Origin of the sequence: Streptomyces sp. NPDC050534 (assembly GCF_044457745.1) — a bacterium.
GTDB lineage: Bacteria > Actinomycetota > Actinomycetes > Streptomycetales > Streptomycetaceae > Streptomyces.
Genome location: NZ_JBITHF010000003.1, coordinates 109,544 through 123,234, shown reverse-complemented (window position 1 = coordinate 123,234; position 13,691 = coordinate 109,544). Strand labels below are relative to the sequence as shown.

General features: G+C 71.2%; 14 protein-coding genes. 3 read left to right on the top strand and 11 right to left on the bottom strand.

Annotation, left to right across the window (positions count from 1 at the left end):
• The first annotated feature begins 38 nt into the window (after positions 1 to 38).
• On the top strand, positions 39 to 1,349 hold the full coding sequence (locus tag ACIBN2_RS11545; protein WP_399134095.1) for an ammonium transporter: 1,311 nt from the start codon (positions 39 to 41) through the stop codon (positions 1,347 to 1,349).
• Positions 1,346 to 1,684, top strand: coding sequence for a P-II family nitrogen regulator (locus ACIBN2_RS11540; protein ID WP_399134094.1), 339 nt, complete (start codon positions 1,346 to 1,348; stop codon positions 1,682 to 1,684). Before ACIBN2_RS11545 ends, ACIBN2_RS11540 begins: the two co-directional genes overlap by 4 nt.
• Here ACIBN2_RS11540 and ACIBN2_RS11535 read toward each other — a convergent pair.
• The 5 genes from ACIBN2_RS11535 to ACIBN2_RS11515 form a co-directional block, all read right to left on the bottom strand.
• Positions 1,578 to 2,597, bottom strand: a complete 1,020-nt coding sequence (locus ACIBN2_RS11535) for a WxL protein peptidoglycan domain-containing protein (RefSeq protein ID WP_399134093.1) — start codon at positions 2,595 to 2,597, stop codon at positions 1,578 to 1,580. The genes ACIBN2_RS11540 and ACIBN2_RS11535 overlap by 107 nt on opposite strands.
• 56 nt (positions 2,598 to 2,653) lie before the next feature.
• Complete coding sequence (locus ACIBN2_RS11530) at positions 2,654 to 3,970, bottom strand: beta-xylosidase (protein WP_399134092.1); 1,317 nt, start codon at positions 3,968 to 3,970, stop codon at positions 2,654 to 2,656.
• A gap of 138 nt (positions 3,971 to 4,108) precedes the next feature.
• Entirely contained in the window at positions 4,109 to 4,585 is a 477-nt protein-coding gene (locus ACIBN2_RS11525) for a hypothetical protein (protein WP_399134091.1), read from the bottom strand.
• Between the two features lie 212 nt (positions 4,586 to 4,797).
• Positions 4,798 to 5,151, bottom strand: a complete 354-nt coding sequence (locus tag ACIBN2_RS11520; RefSeq protein WP_399134090.1) for a cytidine deaminase — start codon at positions 5,149 to 5,151, stop codon at positions 4,798 to 4,800.
• Positions 5,152 to 5,179: 28 nt separating this feature from the next.
• On the bottom strand, positions 5,180 to 5,995 hold the full coding sequence (locus ACIBN2_RS11515; protein WP_399134628.1) for a helix-turn-helix transcriptional regulator: 816 nt from the start codon (positions 5,993 to 5,995) through the stop codon (positions 5,180 to 5,182).
• 144 nt (positions 5,996 to 6,139) lie between these two features.
• Here ACIBN2_RS11515 and ACIBN2_RS11510 point away from each other — a divergent pair, with 144 nt between their 5' ends.
• On the top strand, positions 6,140 to 7,618 hold the full coding sequence (locus ACIBN2_RS11510; RefSeq protein WP_399134089.1) for an MFS transporter: 1,479 nt from the start codon (positions 6,140 to 6,142) through the stop codon (positions 7,616 to 7,618).
• On the opposite strand, the gene ACIBN2_RS11505 is transcribed toward ACIBN2_RS11510, so the two are convergent.
• The 6 genes from ACIBN2_RS11505 to ACIBN2_RS11480 form a co-directional block, all read right to left on the bottom strand.
• Complete coding sequence (locus ACIBN2_RS11505) at positions 7,580 to 7,939, bottom strand: MmcQ/YjbR family DNA-binding protein (protein WP_399134088.1); 360 nt, start codon at positions 7,937 to 7,939, stop codon at positions 7,580 to 7,582. The two genes, ACIBN2_RS11510 and ACIBN2_RS11505, sit on opposite strands and share 39 nt — an antisense overlap.
• Complete coding sequence (locus ACIBN2_RS11500; protein ID WP_399134087.1) at positions 7,936 to 9,243, bottom strand: hemolysin family protein; 1,308 nt, start codon at positions 9,241 to 9,243, stop codon at positions 7,936 to 7,938. Before ACIBN2_RS11500 ends, ACIBN2_RS11505 begins: the two co-directional genes overlap by 4 nt.
• Positions 9,240 to 9,737 carry an rRNA maturation RNase YbeY gene (ybeY, locus tag ACIBN2_RS11495; protein WP_399134086.1) on the bottom strand — a complete coding sequence of 166 codons (498 nt, stop codon included), beginning with the start codon at positions 9,735 to 9,737 and terminating at the stop codon, positions 9,240 to 9,242. Before ybeY ends, ACIBN2_RS11500 begins: the two co-directional genes overlap by 4 nt.
• 13 nt (positions 9,738 to 9,750) lie before the next feature.
• Positions 9,751 to 10,824 carry a PhoH family protein gene (locus tag ACIBN2_RS11490; protein WP_399134085.1) on the bottom strand — a complete coding sequence of 358 codons (1,074 nt, stop codon included), beginning with the start codon at positions 10,822 to 10,824 and terminating at the stop codon, positions 9,751 to 9,753.
• A gap of 141 nt (positions 10,825 to 10,965) precedes the next feature.
• A complete protein-coding gene (locus tag ACIBN2_RS11485) occupies positions 10,966 to 12,111 on the bottom strand; it encodes a carbohydrate kinase family protein (protein ID WP_399134084.1) in 1,146 nt (381 codons plus the stop codon).
• A gap of 135 nt (positions 12,112 to 12,246) precedes the next feature.
• Positions 12,247 to 13,650 (bottom strand): MFS transporter, encoded by a 1,404-nt coding sequence (locus ACIBN2_RS11480; protein ID WP_399134083.1) that lies wholly within the window; start codon positions 13,648 to 13,650, stop codon positions 12,247 to 12,249.
• Between the last annotated feature and the right edge of the window lie 41 nt (positions 13,651 to 13,691).

The following is a 13,691-nucleotide window of genomic DNA, read 5'->3' as shown; positions in this document are numbered from 1 at the left end:
CCCCGAGGGGACGCGCCCCGACCGCGACGGAGACGCCCGTGACGCTCGCCGCCCAGCACGCCGACACCGGCGACACCGCCTGGCTGCTCGCCGCCACCGCCCTGGTCCTGCTGATGACGCCGGGCCTGGCCCTCTTCTACGGCGGCATGGTCCGCACGAAGAGCGTCCTCAACATGCTGATGATGAGCTTCGTGTCGATCGCCCTGGTCACGGTGGTCTGGCTGGCCGGCGGCTACTCGCTGGCCTTCGGCGACGACGTCGGCGGCGGGCTGATCGGCGGCCTGAAGCAGGCGGGGATGGCCGGACTCGGCCCGTCCAGCCTGCACGGCACCGTCCCCACCCTCCTCTTCGCGACTTTCCAGCTCACCTTCGCGATCATCACGGCGGCGCTGGTCAGCGGCGCGATCGCGGACCGGGCGAAGTTCTCCGCCTGGCTGGTCTTCGTACCCGTCTGGGCGCTGCTCGTATACGTTCCCGTCGCGCACTGGGTGTGGGGCCCGGGCGGCTGGGTGCTGGACCGGCTCGGCGCGCTCGACTTCGCCGGCGGCATGCCCGTCGAGATCACCTCCGGCGCCTCGGGTCTCGCGCTCTGCCTGGTCCTCGGCCCGCGGCTCGGCTTCAAGAAGGACGCGATGCGCCCGCACAACCTGCCCATGGTGATGCTGGGCGCGGGCCTGCTGTGGTTCGGCTGGTTCGGCTTCAACGCGGGCTCGGCCCTCGGCGCCAACGGACTCGCCGCGGCCGCCTTCCTCAACACCCTCGCCGCCGGCTGCACCGGCCTGCTCGGCTGGCTCTTCGTGGAGCAGAAGCGCGACGGCCACCCCACCACCCTGGGCGCCGCGTCCGGCGCGGTCGCGGGCCTGGTCGCGATCACCCCGTCCTGCGGCTCGGTCTCGCTGCTCGGCGCGCTGGTCGTCGGCCTCGCCGCCGGTGTCGTCTGCTCGTACGCCGTGAGCTGGAAGTTCAAGCTCAACTACGACGACTCGCTCGACGTGGTCGGCGTCCACTTCATCGGCGGCATCATCGGCACCCTGCTGATCGGCGTCTTCGCGGAGAAGGCGATGACCGGCGGCCCCGAGGGCCTCCTCTACGGCGGCGGCCTCACCCAGCTGGGCAAGCAGCTGGTCGGCGCCGTGGCCGTGGCCGCGTACGCCTTCCTGGTCACGTACGGCATCGGCAAGGTCATCGACAGGACGATGGGCTTCCGGGCGAGCGAGGAGCACGAGCAGGGCGGCCTGGACCTTACGGTGCACGCCGAGACGGCATACGATCACGGCGTCCTGGGCCACGGCGCCCCGGTCTCGTCCTCCGTCCTCTCCGCCGCCCAGAAGGTCAGAAGCCAGGCATGAAGCTCATCACCGCGATCGTCAAGCCCTACCGCCTCGACGAGGTGAAGACCGCCCTGCGGGAGCTCGGTGTGCACGGCCTGACCGTGACCGAGGCCAGTGGGTTCGGCCGGCAGCGCGGGCACACCGAGGTGTACCGCGGCGCCGAGTACCAGATCGACCTGGTCCCCAAGGTGCGGATCGAGGTCGTCGTCGAGGACGCGGACTCCGAGCCCGTGATCGACGCGATCGTCAAGGCCGCGCAGACGGGGAAGATCGGGGACGGGAAGGTGTGGGCCATGCCGGTCGAGACGGTCGTACGGGTCCGGACGGGCGAACGCGGTCCCGACGCCCTCTGACCACGAGAACGACCCCCACGACCACCACCACGAGCAGGACCACGGCCACCACCCACGGCAGGGCGAAGAACGACGCGCTCGCCGACTCCCGGGTGTGCGGTGCGCTCGCCGTCAACCTCACGTCGCCCCAGTCGAGTTGGGGTGCTCCCCGCCATGGCTCGGTGAGCTTCACCCGCTGGCCCGGGAGCAGTTCGGCGGGGATGCGGGTCAGGTCGCGGGCGAGCAGGATGCGGCCGAACAGGCCCTCCGCGCGCAGCTCCACCTTGGGGTTCAGGGTGACGTTGCCGGTGTTGTGGAGGGTGTAGGAGATCGTCGCCGTGCTGTCGCCGAGGCCGGGCACGAGGGGCTGGTGGTGGACGACGTGGACGTTCTCGACGGCGATCGCGGGGACGGCCGGCCCGCTGACGCGGAGGTAGACGCGGGCGCCGACGGCCCGTTGCACACCGAGGGCGAGTGAGCCGGAGCCCTTGTCGACGCGTTCGTCCAGCGCCACCAACGCACCCGGGTGGTCGCCCGGTTCGGCGCCCTCGGGTACATGCAGCGTGAAGGGCACGGTGACCTTGCCGTGCGCGGGGACGGTGACCCGGGACTTGGCGGGCTTCGCCCAGGCGCCGACGCCGCGCTGCTTCTCGGCCATGGTCTTCACGGCGAACCCGCCGTCCCGTGCGGTGTTGTAGGCGTCCGCCGCGTACAGCCGGAAACTCAGCGACTTCCCGGTCTTGTTGGCGACGACCACCTTGTCCTCGACGGTCGTCCCGGGATCGGCGGAGAGGTAGAAGTACGGGCGCGCGGCGATCTGCGAGGACGCCGGGTAGACGGACCAGCTGCCGTTGTCGGCGGCGTGCGCGGGTGCGGCGAGGGCGGAGAAGGCGGCGAGGAGAAGGCCGAGGACGAGGGCGTACGGCTTGCGCATGGGTGCGGACCCCCCACAGCGAGGAGTTGGACGGGCGGGTGCGGGCGCCCGTGCGGTCAGGTGAGCGTGAGGGTGAGCACGCCCGCGTACGAGCCCGGAGGCGTGAACGCCGGGACGTCCAGGGAGAGTCCTGCGTCCGCGGTGAACTCGCCGCCGGTGAGCGTGCCGTCGGGGGTGGACGCGAGCGTCGCCCCCGAACTGCCCACGGTGCCCGCCGAACCGGCCCGGCAGGTGCTCGGGCTGCCCGCCTTGGTGGTGCAGGCGGGGGTCCAACTCAGCTTCCCGGCATCGATCTTGGCGCCGGGACCGGTGAAGTCGGTGACCTTGCCGGTCAGGGACCAGCCCGCGGGTCCGCCGCGGAAGTCCTTGACGGTGACGGAGTTCAGGGCGCCGGTCGAGGCCCCGCCCTTGCCGAAGTCGACCGCCGACAGGGCGACGGAGTCCCCGGCCTGGGACATGGACAGCGTGCCGGCCTTGACCGTGGTCGTCAGCTTCTGACTCCCGTCGGGGACAGGGGTGTTGTCGTTGACGACGTAGGCGGCGGGCCCGGCGCCCTTGCCCGCGCTCCACGCGCTTCCCTCGTACGCCACCACACCCGTCGTCGTCCTGTCGCTCACGACGAGGGAGCCGCTGAAGGCGCCGTCGGTGCCCGCGGTGACGGTGGCCGTGTCCGCGGTCTGGCTGTCACCGGCACGCCCGGCGAGCGTGACGGCCGCACCCGGCGTGAAGTTGCTGCCGTTGACCGTGACGCTGTCCCCCGCGTTCCCGGAGGCCGAACTCAGCGACATGGCCCGGTTGTTGGCGGGATTGGCATCCGTCGCGGTGACCGTCTCGGAGACCGGTGCGGGCGGGTTGGTCACCGTGCACGGGGTGTCCAGCTCGAGGATGTAGCTGGTGTGGATGTTGTAGTCGCCCGGCGAGAGCGTGATCGAGCCGGGCGCGGTGACCTTGAAGGTGCCGGTCATGGAGAACGACGGGAAGGCGCCGTTGCCCGGCACCGGGTCGTTCTTCTTGGGGCCGGCGACGGTGACGTCACCGGTCTGGGCGCCGCCCAGGGTGACCTTGCCGGTGGGCGTCATGATGTCGGCCGGCAGGGCGATGGCGGTGGGGTTGCTGGCGGCGGGCTTGACGACGGTGTAGGTGACGGTGACGGTGTCACCGACCTTCGGACTGGCGTTGTCCACCGCGACGGTGGCGGTGGTGGTGCCGTCGATCGGCGGGATGCCGGCTACGGCGGGCGGGATGCAGTGCGTGGCGAAGTCCACGTTCGTGGCGGCGCCGGCCGGACAGGCCAGCGCGCCGCCCGCGGAGACCGCGAGCGCGGTCGCGCCGAGCAGCGCGGCCCAGCGGCGTCTTCGGATGGTCGGACCCATGGGTGTGCCCCCTTTCTGGTGCGCTCAATGGGGGCATTGATGTGTGGATCGCGTGAGAAGTCAATGGAGATGGCGCAACTGAACTGATGGGCCGTCAGTTCCACAGGTTCGTGGAACTGACGGCCCACACAAGGCTGTTCAGTCGAACACGAACGGTCCGGGCGACTGCGGCCCGGTCGCCGTGCAGGTGATGGTGATGCCGAAGACGGTCATCTGGAGCGAGCCGCCGTTGGCCTCCAGGCTGTCGCCGGAGGCCACGGTGCCGCTGAGCGGGCCGACGGTGACGGGGTCACCGGCCGCCATCGCCGGGTTCTTGGTGCCGGTGAAGGCGGTCGTGCCGCCGCTCGCCCTGACCATGGTCAGCGTGGAGGAGATCGAGTCCTGCGACAGGGCGAGCGGGGCGGTGATCGCGGACGACGTGAGGGTGATGGTGGCCGACGTGCCGTCCTGGGTGGCCGTGAGTGTGGCGTCGCCCCCGCCGAAGCTGCCGCAGTCGGCGGTGATCGTCGCCGACTGCGGAGTGACGGCGAGGGCGCTGGGGGCGAACGCGAGCGAGGCGGCCGCGAGGGCCCCCACCGCCATTGCCGCACCGGTGCTGATTCGTCTGGCTCTCATGGAGATCCGGCTCCCTTCCCGTGTCTGGGAAATGCCATGTGGGGATGGTGGGGAGAGGTCCGGACGGGCCGTCGGGTCGGCGTGGTGCGGTACGCCGGGTGGGGGGTTGTGGATCGGATCTGACGGACCGTCGGAACCACCGGTTCCATTGATGCGCGTGGGGCGGAGAAACGGCAAGGACGAATTCCGGACGACTCTGAAGCGGCCGGTTTTCAACCCGCGGTGAGGGTGCTCCGAACCGCTCCGTCCGGCCCGGCCACCAGCACCGGGGTCTGCGGGCCGCCCAGGTCCGCCACCGCGGCCCGGTCCTCGTCCGTGGCCGCCCCGGCCTCGGTCACCACGGCCGCCGCCTCCAGGGACTTCGCGCCCGAGGCCACCGCCATGGCGACCGCCGTGCGCAGCGCACTCAGCTTCAGCGACGGAAGATCGACGGTCCCGGCGACGTACGTACGCCCGGTCTCGTCCCGCACGGCCGCGCCCTCGGGCACGGCGTTGCGGGCCCGCGCGGAACGGGCCAGGGTGACGATCTTGCGGTCCTCGGGGTCAAGCGCGCTGCTGTCGGTCATGAGCCGAGCATACGGAGCACGGGGGCCGTTATCCGGCCACGGGGTACATGGCCCCGCGGCGGCCCTCGGGTGAGGCCAGCCACTCCAGCTTCGCCGCGGTGTTCGCCTCGTCCAGCGGCGTGTGCAGCACGATGGTGAGGTCCGGCCGGGCGGGCACCCGCAGCGCGGTCGCCTCCAGGCACAGCAGCCCCACCAGCGGATGCTCCAGCTCCTTGCTGATCACCCCGGCGTCCTCGATGTCCCGCCGCTCCCACAGCTCGGTGAACTCCGCGCTCAGCTCGCTCAGTTCGGCCAGCAGCGACTGAAAACCCTCGTCGTCGGGCCGGGCCGCGCTCGCCGCCCGGAACTGCGCGACGACCGTGTGCGCGTTCCGCTCCCAGCTGTGGGAGCGGGAGCGGTACATGGGGTCGGTGAAGAAGTCGACGAGGCAGTTCTGCGTGTTCTCCGGCCGCATGCCGAGCACCCAGCCCGCGGCGTCGTTGTACATCACGCAGTTGTAGTAGATGTCCATGATGTGCGCCGGATACGGCATCCACGTGCCGATCAGCCGCCGCAGCCCCTCGCACCCGTGGTCGGGTGCCGGCCTGGGCGCCGGGGGGTTCAGTCCGGCGAGGAGGTACAGATGGCGGCGCTCGGCGTCGCTCAGCCGCAGCACCCGGGCCACCGCGTCGAGGACCTGCGGCGACACCGAGATGTCCCGCCCCTGCTCCAGCCACTGGTACCAGGAGGCACCCACCCCGGCGAGCACGGCGACCTCCTCGCGCCGCAGTCCGGGCGTACGGCGCCGCGCCCCGCCGTCCGGCAGACCCGCCTCGGCCGGCGTCACCCGGGCCCGGCGGCTCATCAGGAACTCGCGCAGTTCACGGTGTCGACGGCTCTTGAGCGCATCCTCAGGCACGTACAGATCCCCCTCGTGCTGTCTGGTGGTGCCACCACCACCATAAGTTCCGACTCCCCAGGCTTATTCCGGCCGCCGCAAGCTCTTGCCATGGCGATCGACACCGACACCCCGACCACCCCCTCCGTACGAGAACCGCTCGGCACCTCCCGGCTGTCGACGCGTGACAAGCTCATCCTCTTCGTCCTGTGCGCGGCCCAGTTCATGGTCGCCCTGGACTTCTCCGTCCTGAACGTGGCGCTGCCCGCCCTCGGGAGCGACCTGGGCATGAGCCGGTCCGCGCTGCAGTGGGCGGTCACCGCGTTCGCGCTGCCCTCCGGCGGCTTCCTGCTCCTGTTCGGCCGGATCGGCGACCTCTTCGGGCGCCGGAAGCTGTTCCTGACCGGCCTTGCGCTGTTCGGCGCGGCCTCCCTGCTCGCGACCCTCGCCTGGGACCCGGCGTCGTTCCTGACCGGGCGCGCGCTGCAGGGCCTCGGCGCGGCGGCGATCGTGCCGACCGGTATGTCGCTGCTGACCACGACCTTCCCGGAGGGCCCGGCCCGCGACCGCGCCCTCGGCATCTCGGGCACGCTGCTCTCGCTCGGCTTCACGGTCGGCATGGTGGCCGGCGGCACCCTCACCGACGCGTTCGGCTGGCGCTCCACGATGGCGCTGCTCACGCTGTTCGCCCTGCTCGTGCTGCCGCTGGCGCCCGCCCTGCTGCCGAAGTCGCTCCCCCAAAGCCTGAAGTGCATGGGAGGTGGCCCCACCCCGGAACGCCCGCGCCTGGACGTCCCCGGCGCGGTCACGGTCACCGCGGGCCTGCTCTCGCTGATCTACGCCCTGTCGACGGCCGCCGACCACGGCTTCGCCCGTGCGGACGTCGTCGCGGCCCTCGCCGCGGGCCTCGTGCTCCTCGCGGCGTTCGTGACCGTCGAGTCCCGGTCACAGGCACCCCTGGTGTCGCTTCCGATGCTGCGCCGCCGCACCGTGGCGTGGGGCAACTTCGGCGGCCTGGTCACCTTCTCGATGATGTCGACGGTCGTCTTCGTCCTGACCCTGTACCTGCAGGAGATCCTGCGCCTGTCGGCCTTCGAGACCGGCCTGGTCTTCGGTGTCCAGGGAGTGCTGTCGGCGGTCGCGGGCGCCTGGGCCCCGAGGGTCATCGGCCGTCTCGGCGCGCGCCGCACCCTGGTCGCCTCGCTGGCCGGCCAGGGCGCGCTGATCGCCGCGCTGCTCGGCCTGAACGCCCACGGCTGGTCGGTCTGGCTCGCCACGGCCGCCGTCTCGCTGGCCAGCATGTGCCACCTGGGCGCGATCATCTCCTACGGCCTGACCGTCACCTCCGGCGTCCCGGACGAGGAGCAGGGCCTGGCCACCGGCCTGGTCACCTCGACCCAGCAGGTCGGCATCACGGTCGGCATCCCGCTGCTCGGCGTGCTTGCCACGACCTCCCACGACCTGCTGGCCGGCCTCCACACGGTGCTGGCGATCGACGCGGCGGTCGTCCTGATCGCGGCCGCGCTGGTCGCCGCAGGACTGAAGGTCCGCTCAGGGACGGTCGAGCCGCAGCCGCTCCGCGCGCGGTAGACCGGCCACCACCAAGTCGTACGAGTCCTCCACGAGCTCCCGGACCAGCCGGTCCGGGAGTTCGCCGTCGACGGTGACGGTGTTCCAGTGGCGCTTGTTCATGTGGTACCCGGGGCTGATCAGCCCCTCGTACTCGCCCCGCAGCCGCACCGCGTCCTCCGGCTCGCACTTGAGGTTCACGGTGAGCGGCCGCCCGTCCAGCCGGCTCAGGGCGAACATCTTCCCCAGCACCTTGAAGACGGAGGTCTCGGGGTTGAACGGGAAGTCCTCCTCGGCGGCGTTGAAGGACAGACAGAGGGCGCGCAGTTCCTCCGGGCTCACTCTTCCTTCGCCTCCTCCTCGGGCGGAACCGGCGGAGCCAGCGGCTCCACCAGGACCGTCACGATCTTGTTCCGGCGGCCGGCCGCGGCCTCCGCGGTCAGGCGCAGCTCGCGGCCGTCGGGGAGTTCGACGACCGAGGACGCCTCGGCGATGGGCACCCGGCCGAGGGCCTTGGCGAGGAGGCCGCCGACGGTCTCCACGTCCTCGTCGTCGAACTCGTCGAGGCCGTAGAGCTCGCCGAGGTCGGTGATGTCGAGGCGGGCGGTGACGCGGTAGCGGTCCTCGCCGAGGTCCTCCACGGGCGGGAGTTCGCGGTCGTACTCGTCGGTGATCTCGCCGACGATCTCCTCGAGGATGTCCTCGATGGTGACGATGCCGGCCGTGCCGCCGTACTCGTCGATGACGACGGCGACGTGGTTGCGCTCCTGCTGCATCTCGCGCAGCAGGTCGCCCGCGTTCTTGGTGTCGGGCACGAAGGCGGCCGGGCGCATGGCCGTCGAGACGAGCTCGGACTCGGCGTCGCGGCTGATGTGCGTCTTGCGGGCCAGGTCCTTCAGGTACACGATCCCGACGATGTCGTCCTCGCTCTCACCGGTGACCGGTATGCGCGAGAAGCCCGAGCGGAGCGCGAGGGTGAGGGCCTGACGGATCGTCTTGTAGCGCTCGATGACGACCAGGTCGGTGCGCGGGACCATGACCTCCCGCACGAGCGTGTCGCCGAGCTCGAAGACCGAGTGCACCATGCGGCGCTCCTCGTCCTCGATCAGCGACTCCTTCTCCGCGAGGTCGACCAGCGCCCTGAGCTCCGCCTCGGAGGCGAAGGGGCCCCGGCGGAAGCCCTTGCCCGGGGTGAGCGCGTTGCCGATGAGGATCAGCAGGTTCGGGATCGGGCCCATGATCCGGGCCAGCGGCAGCAGCACGTACGCCGCCACCGTCGCCGTGTTCAGCGGGTGCTGGCGGCCGATGGTGCGCGGCGAGACGCCGACGGCGACGTACGACACCAGGACCATCACGCCGATCGCCACCAGCAGGGCGCGGGTGGTGCCCGGGAACTCCTGGAGGCAGGCGTACGTCACCAGCGCCGCGGCCGCCATCTCGCACGCGACGCGGGCCAGCAGCGCGACGTTCAGATAGCGCGTCGGGTCGGCGGCGATCTGCGCGAGCTTCGCGCTGCCGCGCCGCCCGGAGCGGACCGCCTCCTCGGCGCGGAAGCTGGAGACACGCGCGAGGCCCGCCTCCGCGCAGGCGGCGAGCCACGCCACGACGACGAGGGCGATCGCGCCCGCGACGATCTGCGGACTCATGAGACGGTCGGGGCCGGAGACGGGCCGGTCAGGCCCTTCTCCGCGCGCCAGCCGTCCACGATGGCCGCCTGGAGGCCGAACATCTCGGCCTTCTCGTCGGGCTCCTCGTGGTCGTATCCGAGGAGATGCAGCACCCCGTGGACGGTCAGGAGCTGGAGCTCCTCGTCCATGGAGTGCTGCGTCGGCGCCTCGTCGCCCTGCTTCTTCGCGACCTCGGGGCACAGCACGATGTCGCCGAGGAGGCCCTGCGGGGGCTCCTCCTCGTCCTTCGACGGCGGACGCAGCTCGTCCATGGGAAAGGACATGACATCCGTGGGCCCCGGCAGGTCCATCCACTGCACGTGCAGCTGCTCCATGGCGTCGGCGTCCACGACGATCACCGAGAGCTCGGAGAGCGGGTGGATGCGCATCCGCGCGAGTGCGTAGCGGGCGATGTCGAGGATCGCCTGCTCGTCGACCTCGGTTCCGGACTCGTTGTTGACGTCGATCGACATGGTGCCGCTGCTTCTACTTCCCCTTGTGCCCGGACTGCCTGCCCCGGCCGCCCTTGTGGGTGCCGTTCTCGGTGCCGTGCTTGCTGTCGTACTTCTCGTACGCGTCGACGATACGGCCGACGAGCTTGTGCCGTACGACATCGTGCGACGTGAGGCGGGAGAAGTGGACGTCGTCGAGGCCCTCGAGGATCTCCTGCACCTGGCGCAGACCCGACTTGGTCCCGTTCGGCAGGTCGACCTGCGTCACGTCACCGGTGATCACTATCTTCGAGTCGAAGCCGAGCCGGGTGAGGAACATCTTCATCTGCTCGGGGCTCGTGTTCTGGGCCTCGTCCAGGATGATGAAGGCGTCGTTCAGGGTGCGGCCGCGCATGTACGCGAGCGGCGCGACCTCGATGGTCCCGGCGGCCATCAGGCGCGGGATCGAGTCGGGGTCGAGCATGTCGTGCAGCGCGTCGTAGAGCGGGCGCAGATAGGGGTCGATCTTCTCGTAGAGCGTGCCCGGGAGGAAGCCGAGCCGCTCTCCGGCCTCGACCGCGGGACGGGTCAGGATGATGCGGTTGACCTGCTTGGACTGCAGGGCCTGCACCGCCTTGGCCATGGCGAGGTAGGTCTTGCCGGTGCCGGCGGGGCCGATGCCGAAGACGATCGTGTGCTTGTCGATCGCGTCGACGTACCGCTTCTGGTTGAGGGTCTTGGGGCGGATCGTGCGGCCGCGGGAGGACAGGATGTTCTGCGTCAGTACCTCGGCCGGGGTCTCCTGGCCGTCGCTCGTCCCGTTCTCGCTCGCCTTCAGCATGGCGATCGAGCGTTCCACTGCGTCCTCCGTCATCGGCTGCCCGGTGCGGAGCACCAGCATCATCTCGTCGAACACGCGCGAAATGAGGGCGACGTCCTTCGGGTCGCCGACCGCGCTGATCTGATTGCCCCGGACATGGATGTCGGCCGCCGGGAAGGCCGTCTCGATCACGCGCAGAAGGGAGTCGCCGGATCCCAGAACGGTGACCATCGGGTGCTGGGCGGGGACGGTGAACTCTGCTCGTGCCTGCCCCTGCGCGGGGCTGTGAGCTGTGGGTGTCTGAGTCATGGGCCGGCTCGTAGGCCTTGCTCGTCCTCCTCGTTACGGCACGCTGGCCGCTCGGGCTGCCTGGCGGTTTCCAGGGTACGCCGGGGCGGTGACAACGCCGTAGGGCTTTTCCGTCTCCCGTGTTTCACAGGCCGGCGCGCGCTACGCGGACCTGAAGCCGATCGTCGGCACCGCCCGGCGCAGCGGCCACGGCCGCGCCTCCTGCTCCGGTACGAGGGTCTGCAGGAAGGCGTAGCGGCGCAGGGCGGCCGGGTCCTGGCTCCGCACCGACTGCACCTTGCGCCACCAGGCGCCGATCTCGGACCAGCCCGGAGCGGACAGGGAGCCGCCGAACTCCTGCACCGACAGGGCCGCCGTGAGGCCCGCGAAGGCGAGGCGGTCGGCGAGCGGCCAGCCGGCGAGCGTGCCGGTGACGAAGCCCGCCACGAAGACGTCGCCTGCGCCGGTCGGGTCCAGGGCCTCCACCGCGATGGCGGGGACCTCGGCGGTCTCGGCGGTGCGGCGGTCCACCGCGTACGCGCCCTCGGCGCCGAGGGTGACCACCGCGAGCGGTACGTGTTCGGTGAGGGCGTGGGCTGCGGCGCGGGGGCAGGTGGCCCCCGTGTACCGCATCGCCTCCTCCGCGTTCGGCAGGAACGCCTCGCAGTGTTCGAGGTCGGGCAGGCCGGCGAGGTCCCAGGCGCCGGTGTCGTCCCAGCCGACGTCGGCGAAGATGCGGGTGCCCCGGGCGGCGACCTCGGCGATCCAGGGCGCGCGTTTTCCGGGGGCGAGGGCGGCGATGGCGGCACGCGCGCGGGGCGTGCGGTCGTGGGTGACGCTCGGGTCGAGCACGGCCTCGAAGGGCGGTTCGTGGCCGTGGGAGACCATCGTGCGCTCGCCCTCGTACGCCATGGAGACGGTGACCGGGGAGTGCCAGCCGGGGATGGTGCGGGACGTGGAGAGGTCGATGTGCTCGCCCTGCTCCAGCGCGTCCCAGCAGTACTCGCCGTAGTGGTCGTCGCCGAAGGCCGCGGCGAGCGACGTCTTCAGGCCGAGGCGGGCCAGTGCGGTGGCCATGTTCGCCACGCCGCCGGGGCTCGACCCCATCCCGCGCGCCCAGGACTCCGTCCCGCGCACCGGGGCGGTGTCGAGCCCGGTGAAGATGATGTCGAGGAAGACGGTGCCGGTGAGGTACACGTCCCAGGGCGGATCGTCCGGACCGCGCAGCGCGGCCAGCGGGTCGACCTGGGCCTGGCACTGCGGTCCTGCGATGACGGGCGACGGTCCCTTCCCGGTGGGCCTGATCACGGTGCGCTCCCTGACATGGTGCGGATCAGGCCAGTGTGCACCACCCCGCTGACAGCCCGCCGCCGCTCCCCTACCCGGCCCCGCCCCGGCGGGACCGCGACAGGTCGCGCACCGGCACCCCGCTGCCCCGCCGCTTCAGGCCGCCGCACCCCCCGTCCGCCCCGTACGGAGCGCCCCCGGCGTCGCCTTCGGGGCCGGGGCCGGCGTGGGAGGTGCCGGGCGCGTGCGGACGTGGTCGTTGCGGCCGCCGCCGCGTACCAGCAACACGCTCAGCGCGGCCAGGAAGCCGACGACCGTCAGGCCCACCAGTCCGGCCTTGGTGGACCCCGTGGTGTCCTCGATGATGCCGAAGGCGGTGGGGGCCACGAAGCCGCCGAGGTTTCCGATGGAGTTGACGAGGGCGATGCCGGGAGCCGCCGCCCGTGCGTCCAGGTAGCTCTGGGGGATCGTCCAGAAGATCGGGGAGGCCGGCTTGAACCCCATGGCGGCCAGGCACAGGGCGCCGAGGCTCACCCAGGGCGAGACGAACACCGCGAGCAGGGTGCCGCAGCCGCCGAGGACGAGCAGCGCGACCAGGACGGGGCGCCGCTTCCCGATGCGGTCGGAGATCCGCCCGGCGACGTAGACCGCGACGATCGCGCACAGCCACGGCACCGCCGTCAGCAGCCCGACCTGGAAGTCGCTCAGCCCGCCGATGTCGTCCACGATCGACGGCAGCCAGAACGTCACCGCGTACAGGGCGACGTTGATCGCGAAGTAGATCCAGAGGAAGAGCAGCATCTGCGGGTCGGCGAGCAGCTTCCAGCGGGAGACGTGGGCTGCGGTGCCGCGTTGCTCGTCACGGGCGGCCTGCTCGGCGTCGATGACCGCCACCAGCTCCCGCTTCTCCTCCTCCGTCAGCCAGCGCGCGTTCTCCACGCCCGAGTCGAGGAAGCGGAAGACGACGAACCCGAGCACGATCGAGAAGACGCCCTCGACGAAGAACATCCACTGCCAGCCGGAGTGGCCCCAGATGCCGTGCATTTCGAGGAGCGCGCCGGAGATCGGGCCGACGATCACCGTCGCCGTACCGGAACCCATCAGGAAGATCGAGGTGGCCCGGCCGCGGTGGGAGTCGGGCAGCCAGCGGGAGAAGTAGTAGATGACGGCCGGGAAGAAGCCCGCCTCCGCGACGCCGAGCAAAAAGCGCAGGGCGTAGAACGTGCCGGGGCTGTTCACGAAGGCCATCGCCGTCGCCACCACACCCCAGCTGATCATGATCCGGGTCAGCCAGACCTTGGGCCCGAAGCGCTCCATCAGCATGTTGGAGGGGACTTCGAAGAGGGCGTACGCGATGAAGAAGATCCCGGCGCCGAGACCGAACGCGGCGGCCGACAGCCCCACGTCAGCGCGCAGTTGGTCCTGCGCGAAGCCGAGGTTGACGCGGTCCATGTAGTTCGCGACGAACATCACGAAGAACAGCGGGACCACACGGCGGAAGATCTTGCGGATGGCGGACTCGACCGCCGGCGGGTGGGTTTCGGGGACTGCTGCTGACACGAGCGGCTCCGATCGTGGGCAGGGGAAGGGGAGTTGACGGC